General features: G+C 65.4%; 17 protein-coding genes and 1 pseudogene. 8 read left to right on the top strand and 10 right to left on the bottom strand.

Annotated elements, in window-relative coordinates; all coding sequences use genetic code 11:
- Nucleotides 1-132 precede the first annotated feature (132 nt).
- The 5 genes and pseudogenes from O6X71_RS04700 to O6X71_RS04720 form a co-directional block, all read right to left on the bottom strand.
- A complete protein-coding gene (locus O6X71_RS04700; protein ID WP_353464685.1) occupies nt 133-1,767 on the bottom strand; it encodes a hypothetical protein in 1,635 nt (544 codons plus the stop codon).
- Nucleotides 1,764-3,470, bottom strand: a complete 1,707-nt coding sequence (locus tag O6X71_RS04705) for an Hsp70 family protein (RefSeq protein ID WP_353465065.1) — start codon at nt 3,468-3,470, stop codon at nt 1,764-1,766. Before O6X71_RS04705 ends, O6X71_RS04700 begins: the two co-directional genes overlap by 4 nt.
- Before the next feature lie 115 nt (nt 3,471-3,585).
- A complete protein-coding gene (locus O6X71_RS04710; protein WP_353464686.1) occupies nt 3,586-4,359 on the bottom strand; it encodes a hypothetical protein in 774 nt (257 codons plus the stop codon).
- Between the two features lie 351 nt (nt 4,360-4,710).
- Nucleotides 4,711-4,815 (bottom strand): annotated as a pseudogene (locus tag O6X71_RS04715) (VIT1/CCC1 transporter family protein); the annotation flags it as partial.
- A gap of 1 nt (nt 4,816) precedes the next feature.
- On the bottom strand, nt 4,817-5,467 hold the full coding sequence (locus O6X71_RS04720) for a BON domain-containing protein (RefSeq protein ID WP_353464687.1): 651 nt from the start codon (nt 5,465-5,467) through the stop codon (nt 4,817-4,819).
- A gap of 171 nt (nt 5,468-5,638) precedes the next feature.
- Here O6X71_RS04720 and O6X71_RS04725 point away from each other — a divergent pair, with 171 nt between their 5' ends.
- The 4 genes from O6X71_RS04725 (at nt 5,639) to O6X71_RS04740 (ending at nt 9,407) form a co-directional block, all read left to right on the top strand.
- Nucleotides 5,639-6,457, top strand: a complete 819-nt coding sequence (locus tag O6X71_RS04725) for a universal stress protein (protein ID WP_353464688.1) — start codon at nt 5,639-5,641, stop codon at nt 6,455-6,457.
- 225 nt (nt 6,458-6,682) lie between these two features.
- On the top strand, nt 6,683-8,296 hold the full coding sequence (locus tag O6X71_RS04730) for a PAS domain-containing sensor histidine kinase (protein ID WP_353464689.1): 1,614 nt from the start codon (nt 6,683-6,685) through the stop codon (nt 8,294-8,296).
- On the top strand, nt 8,289-8,921 hold the full coding sequence (locus tag O6X71_RS04735) for a response regulator transcription factor (protein WP_353464690.1): 633 nt from the start codon (nt 8,289-8,291) through the stop codon (nt 8,919-8,921). The genes O6X71_RS04730 and O6X71_RS04735 overlap by 8 nt, the downstream gene beginning before the upstream one ends.
- A 69-nt stretch (nt 8,922-8,990) precedes the next feature.
- Nucleotides 8,991-9,407 (top strand): histidine kinase, encoded by a 417-nt coding sequence (locus O6X71_RS04740; protein WP_353464691.1) that lies wholly within the window; start codon nt 8,991-8,993, stop codon nt 9,405-9,407.
- Between the two features lie 72 nt (nt 9,408-9,479).
- Here O6X71_RS04740 and O6X71_RS04745 read toward each other — a convergent pair whose 3' ends face one another.
- The 5 genes from O6X71_RS04745 to O6X71_RS04765 form a co-directional block, all read right to left on the bottom strand.
- The gene (locus tag O6X71_RS04745) at nt 9,480-9,764 is read right to left on the bottom strand and encodes a hypothetical protein (protein ID WP_353464692.1); all 285 of its coding nucleotides are present in this window, start codon (nt 9,762-9,764) and stop codon (nt 9,480-9,482) included.
- Between the two features lie 128 nt (nt 9,765-9,892).
- Nucleotides 9,893-10,930 carry an acetate/propionate family kinase gene (locus O6X71_RS04750; protein WP_353464693.1) on the bottom strand — a complete coding sequence of 346 codons (1,038 nt, stop codon included), beginning with the start codon at nt 10,928-10,930 and terminating at the stop codon, nt 9,893-9,895.
- Entirely contained in the window at nt 10,918-13,302 is a 2,385-nt protein-coding gene (locus tag O6X71_RS04755) for a phosphoketolase family protein (RefSeq protein WP_353464694.1), read from the bottom strand. Before O6X71_RS04755 ends, O6X71_RS04750 begins: the two co-directional genes overlap by 13 nt.
- A gap of 2 nt (nt 13,303-13,304) precedes the next feature.
- Complete coding sequence (gene adhP, locus O6X71_RS04760; RefSeq protein WP_353464695.1) at nt 13,305-14,336, bottom strand: alcohol dehydrogenase AdhP; 1,032 nt, start codon at nt 14,334-14,336, stop codon at nt 13,305-13,307.
- Nucleotides 14,337-14,362: 26 nt separating this feature from the next.
- On the bottom strand, nt 14,363-15,046 hold the full coding sequence (locus tag O6X71_RS04765; RefSeq protein WP_353464696.1) for an NAD(P)H-dependent oxidoreductase: 684 nt from the start codon (nt 15,044-15,046) through the stop codon (nt 14,363-14,365).
- Nucleotides 15,047-15,450: 404 nt separating this feature from the next.
- On the opposite strand from O6X71_RS04765, the gene O6X71_RS04770 reads away from it, so the two are divergent.
- The 4 genes from O6X71_RS04770 (at nt 15,451) to aqpZ (ending at nt 18,646) form a co-directional block, all read left to right on the top strand.
- Nucleotides 15,451-15,816 (top strand): hypothetical protein, encoded by a 366-nt coding sequence (locus O6X71_RS04770; protein ID WP_353464697.1) that lies wholly within the window; start codon nt 15,451-15,453, stop codon nt 15,814-15,816.
- 98 nt (nt 15,817-15,914) lie between these two features.
- Nucleotides 15,915-17,348, top strand: a complete 1,434-nt coding sequence (locus tag O6X71_RS04775; RefSeq protein WP_353464698.1) for a mechanosensitive ion channel — start codon at nt 15,915-15,917, stop codon at nt 17,346-17,348.
- A 34-nt stretch (nt 17,349-17,382) separates the two neighbouring features.
- Nucleotides 17,383-17,667, top strand: a complete 285-nt coding sequence (locus tag O6X71_RS04780; RefSeq protein WP_353464699.1) for a CsbD family protein — start codon at nt 17,383-17,385, stop codon at nt 17,665-17,667.
- 190 nt (nt 17,668-17,857) lie between these two features.
- Complete coding sequence (aqpZ, locus tag O6X71_RS04785; RefSeq protein WP_353465066.1) at nt 17,858-18,646, top strand: aquaporin Z; 789 nt, start codon at nt 17,858-17,860, stop codon at nt 18,644-18,646.
- The last annotated feature ends 249 nt before the right edge of the window (nt 18,647-18,895 follow it).

The raw sequence follows: 18,895 nt of genomic DNA on the forward strand, positions 1-18,895 counted from the left end.
CTCGGAGCGACAGCGGGCAAGTTTGGCGGAGACCTTAGATCTTCGTCGAGGCGTCGCAAAACCTGTCCGTCCTCGCAGACCATAATATCGGGGCGATCTGCTTGGATAGGGTCTCGAGCGCCGGCTTGTACCCTAGAAATGCCGCAGTATTTCGTTCCCTTGCTTGCCAGGGAGCGTCAACGCGGTCTCGCCCAGCGCGATCTTCGCCTTGCAGCGGGTCATTGCGTTGCCACCTTTGAGGACCGCCTTGACGAATTCGGCACGCGGCAGGCCGGAACGCTCGGCCGCCTTGTCGATCACGGTACCATCGACCTTGAAGGTATTGCCGAGAGGTTTGGCGGGAGGGTCACCATCGGTTTCCAGCAGCACGCGGGCGACGAGCGCGCTGCGACGCGCAGCGATATCCGGGGGTATCCGGCCCAGTGGCTCGGTGCCGTCCACGAAGAAGTCGTCGCACGCTTTCCAATCGTGACCACGGAGCAGCCGTGCCTTGTCCAGTCGCAAGGTCGCGATCTTGGCCAGCAGTTCATGCGGCGCGCGGTTCGAACCGGCGACGTAGCGATCGGACAATAGCCTGAACATGGTGTCGGCGAACGTTCTCGGATCGGTCGCGGTGTCGCGGGCCACCATCCAGTCAGCATGCAATTGTCCGTACAGCTTGGCATTTCCGCTGCGTATCTTCGCCATGGTCAGGTCGGTGCCGCCGAGCTGGGCAAGAACTGGATCGAGCGTTATCGCCGGACTAGCGTAGGCGGACGCCGATACGGTCGACGACGCTGGGGAGCGCGGCGATGTATCCGTGTCGTAGACCGCGCGCAGGATGAAGAACGCTACCGCACAAATGGCCCACACGGTTCGCCAGCTTAGCGTGAAGCGGGGCGCACGTTCCCAGAGCCCTACGCGGTACCAGTCCAGCTCCCGCTCCAAGCTCGGATGATGCGTGCGGATCTCGCGAAGGAGCCGCCATATCGTCGATCGGCGGACACCCCATCCTCTGCGGCTGGTTTCGGTGGCCGGCCTGCGCAACTCACGCCAAGCCCGATGCAGCGGATGCCTCCGGTTCTGCAACTCGGTCGCGAACGCGAGGGCATCCCGACGTTCGACGACTGCGGCGATCGCCGGCGACTGATCGATCCGCCCCCGACCAGCCAACCAGCCGAAATGCTCGATGACCTGCGTCAGGACCGGATCGGACCGTAACGGTGCCGACGCGATCACCTCGGCGAACCAGCGTTCCGCGTCGGCGTAGAATTTCAGTTCCTCCAAGCGTTCGTCCGCGAGCAGAGCGCGGACATGCTCGGCCAAGGTCGCAGCCGTGGGACGATCGAGCGCCGCCCCCTCCCGTTCGTCACCCGGAAACAGGATGGCGAGCACCGCATCGTAATGCCCCTGCATCGCTGCATCTTGGGTGTGTGCCGCGTCGCCTGCGGGGTGATCTGGCTGGTCGCCTGCGGATCGGAGTGACCCGGTGGACGTCGCGTTGACGCTATTATCAACGTCGCCCTCGAACCATTCGTCATAGCCGTCAGCAAAGTTCAGGTCTGCCTCTGGCTCGCCGGTAGAACCGATCTCGTCGCCCTCATCCAGCAGACCGCTTCGAGCCTGCGCGATCGCGGCGTCGCGGGCGTCGCGAAGCGCGCTGTAGCGCTCCGGGTCGTCGTCGATATCGAAAGTCTTCAGTACGCCTGCATAGGCCTTGCGGATTGCCGACGTGTCGACGGTCGGCGCCAGATCCAGTGTCCGCCAGATGCCCTGCAGCTCGGTCACAGGTAGCGGTCGCCTTCGAGGTCGTTCAGCGCGGCATCGAACTGGGCCCGCGCGGGGTCGATAATCCGCGGGTCTTGCGTCGCCAGTGCCGCTTCGAACTGCGTGATCCACGTCCCGATCAAGTCGCGTCGGTCGCCGATGAACGCTTCGTAGCAGCGCGACGCGCGGGCGAGGACTGCCCGATTGTGGCTTTCGTCGCGGGGATGGCGCTTCAGCGCGGCGAGCACGTCGCGCCGCGCCGCGATCTCGGCTTTGTCCGGCGCGTCTTCGTCGTCGACGATTACGAGATTGCGCTGCGTGCCCGATAGCGGCACGGCGACGTCAACCTCCAGCAGGCCACTGGTATCGTAGCTGAAGCGCACCTCGATACCGACTTCGCCGGCACGCCCCGCCGGCACCGGCATCCGGACCGTGCCAAGCTTGACGTTGCCCTGCACCTCGCGCGCTTCGCCCTGATAGATCTGGATCTCCAGTTGGCGCTGATTGTCGGCGATCGTCTGATACCAGCCGACCCGGCTCGCGGGGATCGGCGTGTTGCGTTCGATAATCGGCGAAAAAATGCCATGACGGAACCCGCCGCGTCCGTCCGCCACGCTGTGGTCGATGCCGAGGGTATAGGGGCAGACGTCGGTCATGCGGATTTCGTCGAGCGCGGCATCGCGAGCCTTGAGCCCGGCCTGCACCGCGGCGCCCAGCGCGACCGCGTGATCGGGATGGACCGCCGCGCTCGGAAACCGCCCGAACATCCGCGTGATCGTCCGCCGAACGGCCGGCATCCGTGTCGATCCGCCGACCAGGATCACTTCGCTCAGCGAGTCGACGCGGATGTCGCTGTCGCGCAGCGATCGCAGCACGGGCTCGCGCAGGCGCGCGAGCAACGGCGCGGCCTGCGCCTCGAATTCGCTGGTGGTAATGGTGGTCGAGAAATCCCGGCCCAGCGCAGTCACGGTAAACGGTGCTTCCTCGGCCTCGGTGAGCCTGCGACGACACCGTTCAGCGGCGGCGCGGAGCAGTTCGCGCAGCATCACCGGATCGATCGCGGCCAGCGCGCCGTCCGGGTCGATCCGCCGCTTCGCCAGATCGATCACCGTTTCGTTGAAGTCCTCGCCGCCCAACCGGTTGTCGCCAGCCGATGCGCGGACCTCCATCACCCCATCGAACATCTCGACGATCGAGACGTCGAACGTCCCGCCCCCCAGATCGAACACCAGGAACGGCTCCCTTTCCTCGCGGGTCTGGATTCCGTAGGCAAGCGCGGCCGCGGTCGGCTCGTTGATCAGCCGTTCGACCTTCAGCCCCGCAAGTTCGCCCGCCCGGCGCGTCGCCTTGCGCTGGCGGTCGTTGAAATAGGCCGGAACGGTAATGACCGCACCGGTCACAGGCTCACCCAGGAACGTCTCGGCATCGATCTTCAGGCTAGACAGCACGACCGCCGACAGATCCTCGGCCGTGAAAACGGTCGCGCCAAGCTGCACGGTCTGCCGCGTCCCCATGTAGCGCTTGAAGGCGGTCGCCGTGGCATTGGGATGCGTCGACTGTCGATCGCGGGCCGCCATGCCGACGATCACTGATCCGTCCTCGGCGACGCTGACCGCGGAAGGGGTCAACGTATCACCCAGCGCATTGGGGATGAGTTCGGCCCGCCCATCGCGCCAGATCGCGATCGCGCTGTTGGTCGTACCCAGATCGATACCGACGATCATCCTGCTCACGCTCCCTAATTCCTGGCAATTCGATAAGGGCTGGACCCGAAGACCGTCAAATGTTCAGACAGGGGTGACCGAACGGCAAAGCCCCGGCTGCCTGACGGTTACGCCCCTAGCGGCAGGGATAGGCTTTCTGAATCGCCGGAAGCAGCGTGTAAGCGGGGGGAGCGAGCCACTTTACCCGCGGCTGGCGCAGATAGTCGGCGGCGCCTGCGATCAGCGCCATGTCGGCATCGTCGAGGGTTGGGTGATCGCTTGGCGCGCCGCAAATGGCGCCCGCGCGCGCGAGCGCCGCGCGTCCCTCTAGAACCAGTCCCGCAAATTCCGAGGCTCCATTGGTTTCCGCCTCGGTGGGCGCGATCGGCCAAGTGAGCAGTTCGACCGTCAACCGGTGGCGCCGCGTCGCGGTCCAGTCCTGATGCCGCATCACCTTCGCAAACGCGGCAGCCCGCTGCATCAGCCCCGCACGCGTGTCGAGCGAACGGTCGACAGGCGCGACGCTGTAGAACCGCACCCCGAAGTAGGCCGCGATCATTACGACCGCGATCGTCGCTGGTGCCCATTTGACGATACTACGCCGGAGTGGGCTTTTACCGGCTTCTCGCTGGATGCGGGTGACGAGTTCGGTTTCGACATGGTCGACGACCGGCGCGTAATAGTCTGGCGTATCCGCGCGAATAGCCGCGAAGTCGTTCGTCACGACCTCGGTTGCCACGTTGGCATCCAACCCGCGCTGCAACAGATCGTAGACGACCTTGTTACGCGCCGCCTCGAAACTGCCTCGGGCCTTCAGTTGTGCGTTCTTCTCCTGCGTATCGAGGAACCCCTCAAACTGAAGCACCTCCTGCCCCAGACGCAGCAGATCGTCGTAGATAGTCTCGGCCATTTCCACCCCAGTGATCGCTTCGCCATCATCTGGTAGCGCTCGCTGGCGCGGATTGGCCGCACATCGTCACCTTGGCAAGTGGACCGATCGACGGCAGCCTGAAAGGCAGCACGATCTCCAATCGAAACACCTTCTCGATGCAGACAGGCGATGTGGGACGTAGTGCGCAGAGACCTGCTATTTCAGGACATGCCGAGTATGCGCTCGTCACTCCCAATCCCATAACAGCTACAACTCCTCCCAGGTTCACCGCTACGAACTACCACGTCTTCGGTCCGTGCATCAGGACGCTGAAAAGGCATACTGAACAGACTTTGCCTCGTCCGCCGCAAGATAATTGCACCCATGCGGAGCACCCGCGCCGACGATCCCGTCATTGGCGCCGAGCACCGCCGCGCGAAGCCACCCGATCCTGTCGGCGACGTGACGTTCGCGGTGCGACGACAGCGCGCCCATGTCAGGCGATTTCGAGCATGTTCTCGACCTTCACCGCGCCGGGTGCCGCCCAGGCCGTGCGCTCGGCAACCATCCGGTCATGCGGGGAATCGACCGAGCCGGTGAGCCGCACGGTGCCGCCGTCGACCGATACCTTGATCGTGTCGCCGTCGAAGAACCACGAGCGGTGCAGCGCGGTGCGGATGTCGTTGCTAACGTCGGTCACGTCGACGCGCGGTTTGAGCGTGATGTGGTTGATCACGCCGACGACGCCGGCGAGCGGTCGCACCGCCGCCTCGGCCGCGTCCTTCTGGAAATGCCAGCGCACTTCGCCGCGCAAGCTGACCCAGCCGTCCTCGACCTGCGCCTTGATGCTGTCGTGCGGCACGGTGGTATCCCAGGAAAGCCGCTCGACGATCGCGCTGGCGATCGCCTCGTCGCCACGCTTGAAGCGGTCTTCCAGCTGCACCTCGATCTCCTCGGCTACCGCCTTGACGCCATCGACGCGCCCCGCGGCGCGTTCGGCAGCGTATTTCGCGGCGTAGCTGCCGGCGTGGCCGCTCAGCGTGACGACGCCATTGTTCGCAGTGACGCCGATATGCCCGGCGGGGACGCTCGGATCCCAGTTGAGTTCGGCGAGCACGGCTTTCTGCAATCTGGCGTCGTGGGACATGACACTCTCCTGAAGACAGCGCGGAGAGGCCCGAGCCGATGACCGCACCCTATCGCCGCAAGCGGTTACCAACAGCGTCGGGAACTACGCAGCCCGCGCTTATGCGTAGTTCCCGATAGTTTCCCGAACCCGCCCGAACGCCGACAGCTTGGTGAAAGAGGGAGACCGCGCATGACCTATTCGACCCTGATGGTGCATCTCGACGGCGGCCGCGCCAACGCGACGTTGCTCGACGTCGCCGCGACGCTCGCCGACCAGTACGGCGCCGCGGTGATCGGCATCGCCGCGTGCCAGCCAGTGCCGATCGGTACGTGCGACGGGTATCTCGGCGGCGAATATGCGGTGATCGAGCGCGATATCGTCACCGACGAACTCGCCCGCGCCAAGACCGAGTTTTACGCACACGAGCGCCTCGCGAAGCACGTGCTCGAATGGCGATCGATCCCGACGCTCGCCAACATCGCGCACGTCGTCGCGGAGAATGCGCGGTCCGCCGATCTGGTCATCACCAGCGCAGGTCCCGGGTTTGCCGACCGCGCGACGCATGCCGACACCGGCGACCTCATCCTGCGCGCGGGCCGCCCGGTGCTGGTCGTTCCCGACGGCGCCGCCACCGCCACCTTCTCGACGATCATGATTGCGTGGACCGACACGCGCGAATGCCGGCGCGCGATCAGTGATGCGCTGCCGATGCTCCATGCCGCCGACCGCGTCGTGATCGTCGAGGTCACGATCGACGCGATCGACGCGCGGGAACCGATCGACGACGTCACCGCCTGGCTCGCCCGCCACGGCGTCGATGCGGACAAGGTCGTCGCGCGCATGAAGGGCACCAGCATCGACACGCTCGCCGGCATCGCGAACGACGTCGAGGCCGACCTCGTCGTCGCGGGCGCCTATGGACATAGCCGAATCCGCGAATGGGCGTTCGGCGGCGTCACCCGCGACCTGCTGCTGCGCGACCGGCGCTGCACGTTGTTGTCGCACTGAGCCATGACGGTCCGCGCTTTCCGCAAGTATATCGATCCGGTCGCGGCAGCGAACCGAAGAGTAGTCGTCGGCGCCACGATCCTGTCGGCGATCGCAATTGTCGAAGGACTATTAGCATATAGCAGGTCTTTGGCTTAACATGCGTCATGTTCCGAACGAGGGTATCGTATCATTGCCCCCCCCGGATTGGACCAATGTGTCGAACAAGGCCGGCGTCTCAATGACTTGCCTCTGCGCTCCCCGAGCCACCGCACCGCCCGCATGATCGCGTCGCAGTCGCCGCACGATACCGACCCCCAGGCAGTGGCGCGCGGCGATGCGGCGCTGGCGGAGGAACTGGGGCTGCTGATCGACGGCGCTACGACCTATGCGATCTACACGCTCGATCCCCATGGCCGCGTGACGATCTGGAATCGTGGTGCCGAACGGATCAAGGGCTGGGCCGAGGCAGAGATCATCGGCCGCGATTTCGCGATCTTCTACCCCGCCGACGATATCGCCGCGGGCAAACCCGCAGCCGACCTCGCCCACGCGCACTGCGATGGCCGGATCGAGGAGGAAAGCTGGCGAGTCCGCAAGGACGGCTCCGAATTTCTCGCGCACGTCACGATCACCGCGCTCCACGACGACGCCGGCGCGCTGCGGGGGTTCGGCAAGGTGATCCGTGACATCACGCATGAGAAGGCGGCCGAGGCCGCGATCGTGCGGCGCGAACACCACCTCCGTTCGATCCTCAACACCGTCCCCGACGCGATGATCGTGATGAACGAGAACGGCATCGTCGCCTCGTTCAGCGCCGCCGCAGAACTCGTCTTCGGCTATGCGGCGAGCGACGTGATCGGCCAGAACGTCGCGATGCTGATGCCGCAGATTGAAGCGCGCGACCACGACGCGCACCTGCGCAAATACCGCCACACCGGCGAGCGCCACGTGATCGGCAACGTCCGGCTCGAACGCGCGATGCGTAAAGGCGGCGAGACGTTCCCGATCGAACTGGCGGTCGGCGAGGCGTCGATCGCGGGCGAACGCATCTTCACCGGCTTCATCCGCGATCTCACCAACCGCCACGCTACGGAACGTCGGCTGCAGGAGTTGCAGTCCGAACTCGTCCATGTCTCCCGCGTCAGCGCGATGGGCACGATGGCCTCGACGCTGGCGCACGAGATCAACCAGCCGCTGACCGCGATCGCCAATTATCTCGAGGCAACACGGGCGATGATCGGGGACAGCGACGACCCGGTGTTGGCCCCGCTGCTGGCCGACATAGCGGAAGCATTGGAGTTGGCAGCGGCGCAATCGCTGAGGGCGGGCACGATCGTCCGCCGGCTGCGCGCATTCGTTGATGGCGGCGATACCGGGTTTCGCGACGAACGTCTGGACCTGCTCGTCGAGGAAGCGACCAGCCTTGGCCTGCTCGGTGCGCGCGAGGCTGGGATCACCGTCGTCAACACGGCTTCGCCGAGCCCGGTCATGGTCCGCGTCGACCGCATCCAGATCCAGCAGGTGCTGGTCAACCTCATCCGCAACGCGATCCATGCGATGGCCGCGTCGCCCGTCCGGACGCTGTCGATTGCCACCGCGCCTGAGCGTGAGGGCTGGATGCAGATCACCGTCGCCGACACTGGGGCCGGTATCGACGCCGACGTCCGCGCGCGTCTGTTCGAAGCGTTCGCGACCACCAAGGAGGACGGCATGGGGCTCGGCCTGTCGATCTGCCGGACGATCGTCGAGGCACATGGAGGGCGGATCTGGGCGGACGGCGTCGCGAACGGCGGCACCGCGTTCCACTTCACCGTGCCGCTTGCCGCCCTCTCGGAAGTAGGCGAACCCCATGACTGACATTTCGCGCACGGTGCATATCGTCGACGACGACGAGGCGATCCGCCAGTCGGTCGGCTTCCTGCTGCGCAAGGCGGGATATGCGGTCGAGACCTATCCGGCGGGCACGCACTTCCTGAAGTCCGTGACGCGCGAGACACGCGGCTGCGTACTGCTCGACGTCCGCATGCCCGATCTCGATGGCCTGGAGGTGCAGGCACGCCTCGCGCAAAGCGGCATCGCGCTGCCGGTGATCATGCTGACCGGTCACGGCGACGTCACACTTGCCGTCCGAGCGATCAAGGCCGGCGCTATCGAGTTTCTCGAAAAACCGTTCGAGCGCAGCGTCTTGCTCGCCGCGATCGAGATAGCACTGGCGCACGCGGCACGGTCCAACCGCGAGCATCTCGCCGCCGCGGACGCGCTCGTCCGGCTTGCCGCCCTCACCCCGCGCGAACGCGACGTGCTCGACGGCATGGTGCTGGGTCGCCCCAACAAGCTGATCGCCTACGACCTCGACATCGCCACCCGCACCGTCGAAGTCCACCGCGCCAATCTAATGGAAAAGCTTGCCGCACGCAGCTTGTCCGACGTCCTGCGCGTCGCGTTCTCCGCAGGCCTTGGCGAGGCCGTCGAGCCGGTCTGACACCTCGCTTTCTACGTACAGACGCGCGCACCCGTGGATGTCATCTAGGGTTCCGAGAGGGACCGCCCGATGACCGACCAACCTACCCAATTCCGTGACGGCATCGCCGTGTCGCTGGTCGACGGCGACCCAGCGATCCGTCGCGCTCGTCAGATCATGCTACTGTCCGAACGCTACGACGTACGCTCCTACGCGACCGGCGCAGCGCTGCTAGCCGACCCGCGTTCGCGCGACGTGTCGTGCATCGTCGTCGATGTCGACGAGATCGGCAGCAGCGGCATGGACACGCTCCACGCGATGCGTGCGTCGGGCTGGCGCGGCAAGGCCATCCTGCTCGACGATGGGATCTCCCCACCCGCGCTGGTCCAAGCCGCCGAGCGCCACGGCGACCATATTCTCGACCGCGCCACCGGCGACGCCTCCCTTCTCGCTGCGATCGCCGCTTCGATCGATCGCGGCTGGGCCGACTGGAATGCCGAGGGATGAACTGCGAGGACACCGTATCTGAAGGAATGGGTACAAGCTCAGCATGAAGCCCATTCCTATAGCGTCACCGCGCTAGCAGGCGAGCTTCAGCGTCAGGCGCGGCCGTGGTGTCGCATGCCGGAGGATCGGCGGCGTGACCGTACGATCCGGTCGAAAGATCCGCCGCGGGATCGTGGCCACTGGCTCTACGGCCAAGTGCGGCAGCGTCGCGGCGAGCGTGTCGAGCGTCTCGCCATACAGACGTGCGAGCGTCTCATGCGCAACCCGCGCGCATGGCCCGGCGGCGGCATCGGCCATCGCTTGCGTGGCATTCAGGCGGCGCTGGAAATAGAGCATTTCTGTGTGGATAGCGTTCATCACGAACTCCCCGCCGGCTTGCCCCGCTGCCGCACGATGCGGGTGCCGATGGGCTGATCCGTATCAAGACGATAGCGCGATCGGGCGACGGCGTCGGGACTCGGAAAGCACGTACATCGCGAAGTTGGTCAGGCGAGCGCGGCAGCATGGAGCGCGATCTGCACGTCCTCCTGCGAAGGAAGTATGCGGATCTCAAGACCCGGAACCCAGCTTAAACCTTCACGGATTGCCCGGCCGGTAGACGCGTCGTTCTCCCCGATGCCCCCCGTCAGCACGAGAATGTCGGCGCCCCCGAGCGATGCGATCATCGCCGCGATCTGCTTGCATACCGAGCGCTCGAACATGCGGAGGGCGAGGTCTGCGTCGTCGATGCTGGAACCGCGCAGGACCCGCATGTCCCCGGACAGCCCGGATACGCCCGCCATCCCCGATGCGTGATCGACCAGTCTTGCCAGCGCGGTCACGTCCAGTCCGGTCTCGCGCAGCAGATACAGCAGTACGCCCGGATCGATATCGCCCGTCCGCGTCGCCATCATCACGCCGCCGGACGGGGTCAGCCCCATGCTGGTGTCGATCGACCGCCCATCGCGCACGGCGCTAACGCTCGCACCGTTTCCGAGATGCGCTATCACCAGCCCTGCGGGCATGTCGTCGCCGAGTTGCCGGACGATCGACTCGCAGGACAGTCCGTGAAAGCCGTAGCGCCGCACGCCGGTTGCCTGGTATTCGCGCGGGATCGGCAGCGTCCGGGCGATGTCGGGCATGCCCGCATGGAACGCCGTGTCGAAACACGCGACCTGGGGGACGCGCGGATAGTGCGCCTCCGCGGCCCGGATCAGCGCCAGTGATACAGGCTCGTGCAGCGGCGCGAACGCACATGCCGCCTCCAGATCCGCCAACACCGCATCGTCGATCCGGCAATGCGCGTCGCGGTGCGGGCCACCGTGGACGATCCGGTGACCGATCACCGTGGGCGTCGGCCACCCCTTCAGCGCGGTCTCGATCGTGTCGAAGAAGCGCGCTTGATCGTCGCCATCATCGTCGTGCGTCTCGATCGTCCCACCGACCAGCAGGACCGGCTCGGTCTCCACCGCGTACAGCCCATATTTCAGCGACGACGAACCGCTGTTCAGCGCGAGAACTACGCCCCCCCCTACCGCGACCATTGCCAGTCACGCACCTCCGGCAGATCGTCGCCCTGTTCGGCGATATACAGTTTGTGCCGCTCCATCGTCGTCCAATACCGCGCCGTCTCGCGCGGTACCCGGTCCCGCAGCCGCGGGATCCGTTCGATCGCATCCAGCGCCAGCCGGTACCGGTCGAGATCGTTCAGCACGACCATGTCGAACGGCGTCGTCGTCGTCCCCATCTCCTTGTACCCGCGCACATGGATATTGGCGTGATTGGCGCGCCGGTACGTCAGCTTGTGGATCATTGCCGGATAGCCGTGGAACGCGAAGATCACCGGCTTGTCCGCCGTGAACATCGCGTCGAACTCGCGCTCGTCCAGTCCGTGCGAATGTTCGGAGCGTGGCTGCAACACCATCAGATCGACCACGTTGACCACCCGGATGCGGATATCGGGCACGTACGCACGCAACATCGTCACCGCCGCCAGCGTCTCCAGCGTCGGCACGTCGCCAGCGCACGCCATCACCACGTCGGGGTCCGCATCGTCACCAGCCCACGCCCAGATCCCCGCACCCGCGGTGCAATGCCGCACCGCCGCGTCGATTCCGAGCCATTGCCATTCGGGCTGCTTCCCCGCGACGATCACGTTCACATACCCACGACTGCGCAGGCAGTGATCGCCGACCGACAACAGGCAGTTCGCATCGGGCGGGAGGTAAATCCGCGCGACGTCCGCGGTCTTGTTCGCGACGTCATCGATGAACCCCGGATCCTGGTGCGACAGCCCGTTGTGATCCTGCCGCCAGACATGCGACGTCAGCAGGTAGTTGAGCGACGCGATCGGCCGCCGCCACGGGATCGCCTTGGTCACCTTCAGCCACTTGGCATGCTGGTTGACCATCGAATCGACGATGTGGACGAACGCCTCGTAACACGAGAACAGCCCGTGCCGCCCGGTCAGCAGATACCCCTCGAGCCAGCCCTGGCAGAGATGCTCGCTCAGCACCTCCATCACGCGCCCGTCGGGCCCGAGATGCTCGTCGACCGCCTCGACCTCCGCCATCCACACCTTGCCCGACACATCGTACACATCGGCAAGCCGGTTCGACGCGGTCTCGTCGGGGCCGAACAGCCGAAAGTTCACCGTCGCCAGATTGAGCTTCATCACATCGCGCAGATACTGTCCGAGCACCCGGGTCGCCTCCGCCTTGACCCTACCCGGCGTCTCCACCGGCACCGCAAAGCTGCGGAAATCGGGCAGCGACAACGGCACCATCAGCTCGCCGCCATTGGCATGCGGGTTCGATCCCATCCGCCGATGCCCCGTCGGCGCGAGCGAGGCATACTCCTCCAGGAACTTGCCGTTCGCGTCGAACAACTCCTCCGGCCGGTAACTCCGCATCCACGCCTCGAGCTGGCGCAGATGCTCGGGATCCTTGAAGTCCGCGATCGGCACCTGATGCGCGCGCCACGTGCCCTCGACCGGCTTGCCATCGACGAACTTCGGCCCGGTCCAGCCCTTCGGCGTGCGGAACACGATCATCGGCCAGCGCGGGCGTTCGGGCGTCACGCCCTCGACACGCGCCGCCGCCTGGATCGCATGGATTCGCGCCAACGCCTTGTCGAGCGCCGCGGCGAGCTGCTGGTGGACCGCCGCCGGATCGCTGCCGCCGACATAATAGGGCTCGTGCCCATAGCCGCGCAGCAACGCGTCGAGCTCATGCCCGTCGATCCGCGCAAGGATCGTCGGGTTGGCGATCTTGAAGCCGTTGAGGTGCAGGATCGGCAACACCGCACCGTCGCGCGCGGGATTGAGGAACTTGTTCGAGTGCCAGCTCGCCGCCAGCGCGCCGGTCTCCGCCTCGCCATCGCCGACCACGCACGCGACGATCAGGTCGGGATTGTCGAACGCCGCACCATATGCGTGCGCCAGCGAATACCCGAGCTCGCCGCCTTCGTGGATCGATCCCGGCGTCTCGGGCGCGACATGGCTCGGGATACCGCCCGGCCACGAGAATTGCCGGAACAGCCGGTGCATGCCGCTGCGGCTCCGCTCGATCGCCGGGTAGCGCTCGGTATACGAGCCCTCCAGATACGTGTTCGCGACCAGCCCCGGCCCGCCATGCCCCGGCCCGATGATGTTGATCATGTCGAGGTCATGCTCGACGATCAGCCGGTTGAGATGGACGTACAGGAAGTTCAGCCCCGGCGTCGTTCCCCAATGCCCGAGCAGCCGCGGCTTGACGTCGGCGATCGCCAGCGGCCGATCGAGCAACGCGTTGTCGCGCAGGTAGATCTGCCCGACTGACAGGTAGTTCGCCGCTCGCCAATAGGCGTCCATCCGCCGCAGCATGTCGGGAGACAGCGGGTGCGTCTTGGTCAGCGTCAGCGTTGCAATATCGGCCATGTTCAGCTCCCGAAGTCGAGGACGACGCGCGACGCGACCTGGCCATGTTGGAGCCGGTCGAAGATGTCGTTGATCGCCGACAAGGGCTGCACTTCGATGTCGGCCTTCACCTTGCCATCCGCGGCAAAGGCGAGCGCCTCGGCCATGTCCTTGCGCGTCCCGACGAACGATCCGCGCACCGTGATGCACTGCGCCACGACGTCGAACAGGGGCATCGGAAAGTCACCCGGCGGCAAGCCGACGAGCACGCACGTCCCCTTGCGCCGCGTCATCGCCACGCCCTGATTGAACGCGGTCAGCGACGGCGCGGTGATCAGCACGCCGTGTGCCCCGCCCCCCGTCCCGTCCTTCAGCGCCGCGATCGCATCCGGCTTGCGCGCGTCGATCAACAGTTCCGCGCCCAACGCCTTGGCATGGGCGAGCTTGCCTTCGTCGACATCGACGGCAGCGACCCGCAACCCCATCGCCTTGGCGTACTGCACCGCCAGATGCCCCAGCCCGCCGACGCCCGAGATCGCGATCCACTCGCCCGGCTTCGCGCCCGTTTCCTTGATGCCCTTGTAGGTGGTGATGCCCGCGCAGATGATCGGCGCCGCCTCGATCGCGGACAGGCCTGCGGGAATATGCGCGACGTAGTTCGGGTCGGCGAGGATATATTCCGCGAACCCGCCATTGCGCGTGTACCCGCCGAACTCCGCCTCGGCGCACACGGTTTCCCAGGCGGACAGGCAGTATTCGCAATGCCCGCACGCGGAGTATAGCCATGGCACCCCAACCCGGTCGCCAAGCTTGACGATCGTCACTCCGGCGCCGACCTCGACGACGATGCCGATACCCTCGTGGCCGGGAATGAAGGGTGGCGAAGGCTTGACCGGCCAGTCGCCATGCGCGGCATGCAGGTCGGTGTGGCACACCCCGCATGCTTCGGTCTTGACGACGATCTGTCCGGGCCCTGCGACCGGTACCGGCCATTCGCGCAAGGTCAGGGGTTTGCCGAACGCCTCGACGACGGCGGCTTGCATCATACGGGTCATGGACTGTCCTTGAAGATGCGAAGAACTCAACGCGCCATTCGCGCGACGAGCTTGGGATCGGCCAGCAAGGCCTCGTCCCCGAATGCGATCTGCGCACAGGTCCGCCGTGCCTGGACTGCAACCTCGCGCAGATACTGGTCCGCAAACCGCGCGCTTAGCCCCGGCACGATGTGCGCAAACCGGCGATGCTCCTGCGACCGCATCCCGAACGCGTGCACCAGATACTGATCGAAGACGCTGTTGAGCCCTTGTGCCTGTCCCTGTTCGTCGAGCCAGACCTTGCTCGCCGCCGATGTCGAGAAGCTCACCAGACGCTTGCCGCCGAGCAGGTCGGTCCGCACCCGCCCCTGCAACGACTCCGGCTGGACGCCGGCACCGAACACGCGCTCGACATAGCCCTTCAGCATCGCCGGCGGCGTCCCGAACCAGATCGGATAGACCAGCACGAACACATCGCAGCCGGCGATCGCGTCAACCTCGGCCAGCACGTCCGCCTCATATACCGCGGCGACGTTGGTCGGCCGCTCCGCCGCCTTCAGCACGGGATCGAACCCGATCGCATACAGGTCGCGCAGCACGACCGCCTGCCCCGCTACGCGCACCGCGCCGCAATAGGCGCCCGCGATCGCATGGTTGAAGCTCGACGGATCGGGATGACACAGGATCACCGCATGTCGGCTGGCTGTCGTGCCTCGCTCGTCAACTACCATCGTTTCGTCCTTGCCAAATCGTCATGACCGAGGTCGGCCGAAGCCAATGGCGGCGGTGTCTCACACGGTATCTGGTCAGGGGGTTTATCCGCCGACATCCCTCAAGGTGACCCTCGGGAACTACGCAGATCGTCAACGCGGCGGCGGTTCGTGTTTTGCGCGTGGCCGAAACCAGCATCTAGATCATGCGAGGACAGTCCGTGTTACTTCATCGCGCGCGCGCTGAAGTCGCCCCTTCCAAACCCGGGAATCCGTCGAGATTTACGTGATTAGTATTTAACCACCTGATAAACCGCCAATAATACTAGAAACTTTTGAACGAACTGGCTGGTTTGGCGCGTGGGATCAACAGATCATGGGCCACTCCGGCCCGACTGTGTGGCCCATGAAGAATGGGGCTTATTATGACACAGCAGCGTAGTTTTCCACGATTTACCGGGCTCGGTGCTGTCGGCGTGATCTCCCTATCGCTCGCGGCATGCGTAAATCCGTCGGCGAAGATCGCCACCTCGCTCGAGGGCTATGGCTTCCAGCCGGCGCAATCGCAGTGCGTCGGCGACCGGCTCGAGGCGAACCTGTCGCTTGGCCAGCTCCAACAGCTCGGTCGCGCGGCCAAGGCGTCGCGTGAAGGCGACACCACGCCGGGCCGCCTGACGGTCAGCGACTTCGTTCGCGTGTCGGGTCAGGTCAAGGATCCCAAGGTACCGCTCGAGGTCGGCAAGGCCGCTGCTGCGTGCGGCATCCTGACCGACCCCGCATCACCACTCTAATCCGGAACCGCGGCATCGGGGCCAAGGCGCACCCAAGGCACACGGCGCCGCGCACCGGCAGACGTCAGGCCCCGTAGAGGGTTTCAAGGGACACACACATGCAAGACGTAACCTATGCGGGCGATACGGTGGTATCGAACACCCGCGATTTCGGGGCGCAAGCCTGGAGCTATGTCGAGATCTGGACACCCCGGATCATCGCGGCGCTGATCATCCTCGTCATCGGCTGGGCGGTTGCCCGCGCCGTGAAGTGGGGTGTCGCCAAGCTCGTCAACAAGACGCCGCTCGCGATCCACGCCAACGAGCCGAACGCAAACCCGCGCAACCCGACGACGATCGGCGCGCAGGTCGGTGATGCCGCCTATTGGGTGGTCCTCCTGATCGCGCTGTTCCTCGCGACGCAGCCACTGGGGCTGACCGGCGCAACCGGTCCGCTCGGCGACATGCTGCAGGGCTTCGGCACGGCCATCCCGCGGATCATCGGCGCAGCGCTGATCTTCTTCCTCGGCTATGTTCTCGCCAAGGTAGCCAAGAAGGCGGTCGAGGCGGTCATCACGGCCAGCCATGTCGAGCGCTTCTCGACGCATGTCGGTGCGACCAAGCCGAGCGATCCGACCATGATGCCGCGTACCATCGGTGGCATCGTGTTCGCGCTGATCATCATCCCGGTCTCGATCGCGGCGCTCGACACGCTCAACATCGCGGCGATCTCGCAGCCGGCAACCGCCATGCTGCGCATCATCCTCGACGCCATCCCGCACGTCATCGCCGCCGGCATGATCCTGGCCGTCGCCTATGTCATCGCCAAGTTCGCGTCGCGTCTGTTGACGCAGTTTCTGGCAACGACCGGCTTCGACCGGACGATCGGGTCGATCGGCATCTTCGGCAACACGGAAAACCGCGAGCTCGGCACTACCGGCCAGTCGACCGGTCCGTCGTTCGTACCGTCGAAGACGGTCGGCACCGGCGCGTTCGTTGCGATCCTGATCTTCGGCCTGATGGAAGCGTTCCGGCAGCTGAACTTCGCGTATGGCTCGCAGATCATGGCCGAGGTGCTGACGCTGTTCGGGCAGGTCGTGTTCGGTGCGATCATCATCTTCGCATCGGTCGTCATCGCCCGCTTCGTGGCGCACGCCATCGAGCGTAACGGCAACCAGGGCACGCGCGTTGCCGCCCCCGTCGTGCGGATTGCAATCATCGTGCTCGGCACCGCGATCGGCCTCCGCTTCATGGGTCTGGCCGACGACATCATCAACCTGGCGTTCGGGTTGCTGCTCGGTGCGATCGCCGTCGCCTTTGCCCTGGCATTCGGCCTGGGTGGTCGCGATGCGGCAGGGAATGCCGTCAAGCGGATGCTCGACGGTGCCAAGTCGACCGATGACCGCGCCGATCGCGCGATCGACGGCGACCGTACGGCGACGTCCGGCACGGCATCGACGGACCGTCCCTCGGACAGCGATTTCGCCCGTAGCGACACCCGTCAGGACGACCGTGGCGACATGCGGGACCCGACCGACCGCCCCCTGATCTGACCTTTCCCTCCCTCGCAAATCAAAGGAAACTCTCATGAACACCGATACCCTCAACGGCGCAGCCACCAACGTCAGTGGTAAGCTCAAGGAAACGCTTGGCGGCGCGATCGGCGACACATCGCTGCAGAGCGAAGGCGCCGCGGACCAGCTTGGCGGCACGATCCAGAAGACCGTTGGCCAGGCCAAGGATGTCGTCGAGGACAATATCCGCCCGCTGCTCGACTATGTCCGCCAGTTCTCGAAGGAGCGCCCCTTCACCGCGGCCGCCGTGGCCGGCGTGCTCGGGATCGCGGTCATCAATACCCTGCGCGGCAAGTAAGCCGCCAGAGACGCCGCTTCTCAACGGCGGGTGGGGCAGCGATTGCTGTGCCCTGCCCGCCACCCCAAAGACCGACGGGCGCTCATCGATGCACCCCATGCTAGGCACGAACGACATGGCCGACAGTCCACACCTCCAGCGCGCGTCGACCATCGGTACGCCCGCTGGTCAGGCGCCCCGTCCCCGCCGTATCGCTACCGCGCGACGGCTGGCCGCAGAAGTCATCGGCACGTTCTGGCTGGTCCTGGGTGGTTGCGGCGCTGCGGTTCTTGCCGCGGGCACGGGCGTTCCCGGCACGATCGGCATGGCAGGCGTGGCGCTGGCGTTCGGCCTCACCGTCTTCACCATGGCGTTTGCCGTCGGCTTCATCTCGGGCGGCCACTTCAATCCGGCCGTCAGCGTCGGCTTGACGGTCGCCGGCCGCTTTCCCGCTCGCGACCTCCCGGGCTACGTCATCGCGCAGGTTATCGGCGGCATATTGGGCAGCGCGGCACTGGCTGCACTGGCATCAGGTACCGCAGGGTTCGACCTGGTCGCCAGCGGGTTCGCCGCGAATGGTTACGGCGTGCATTCGCCGGGCGGATACAGCGCGGCAACCGCGTTCCTTTCGGAGGCACTGCTGACCGCCGGTTTCCTGACGGTAATCCTTGGCGCGACCGACGAGCGCTCTCCGGCAGCGTTCGCGCCGCTGTCGATCGGTCTGGCGTTGACGCTGATCCATCTCATCTCGATCCCGATCGATAATACGTCGGTGAACCCGGCGCGCAGCACGGGTCCGGCGTTGTTCGTCGGCGGGTGGGCGCTGTCGCAGCTCTGGCTTTTCTGGATCGCACCACTGAGCGGCGCCGCCGTAGCTGGCCTTCTCGGTCGCTGGCTGTTCGCGCATACCGATGAAGATCAATCGCCTGGCCCGATCGGCGACACCCCGGTCGAACTGATGGTCGGCGACGACCGCAATACTGCACCGCGTGAAGGATAATCAGCTCCGCAGCCACCGGAATGGTAAGCAGTAATTCACGCATTCAACAACAACACATCACTCTGAGCATCAATACAAGAACCGGTCTGGGAGCATATCATAGTTAATGCCATCAAGATCGGCTTAAGTAACTAACACTGACCTTTCGACTCATCTGTCGTACAGATTGCGCGCCGATATACGGTCTCTTTAGTATCAAAATGGGGCGCTCGTGGTATGACGGATTTTTCACTCCATCTATCGATCAAC

The organism is Sphingomonas faeni, from assembly GCF_040407505.1.
Taxonomy (GTDB): Bacteria; Pseudomonadota; Alphaproteobacteria; order Sphingomonadales; family Sphingomonadaceae; genus Sphingomonas; species Sphingomonas faeni_E.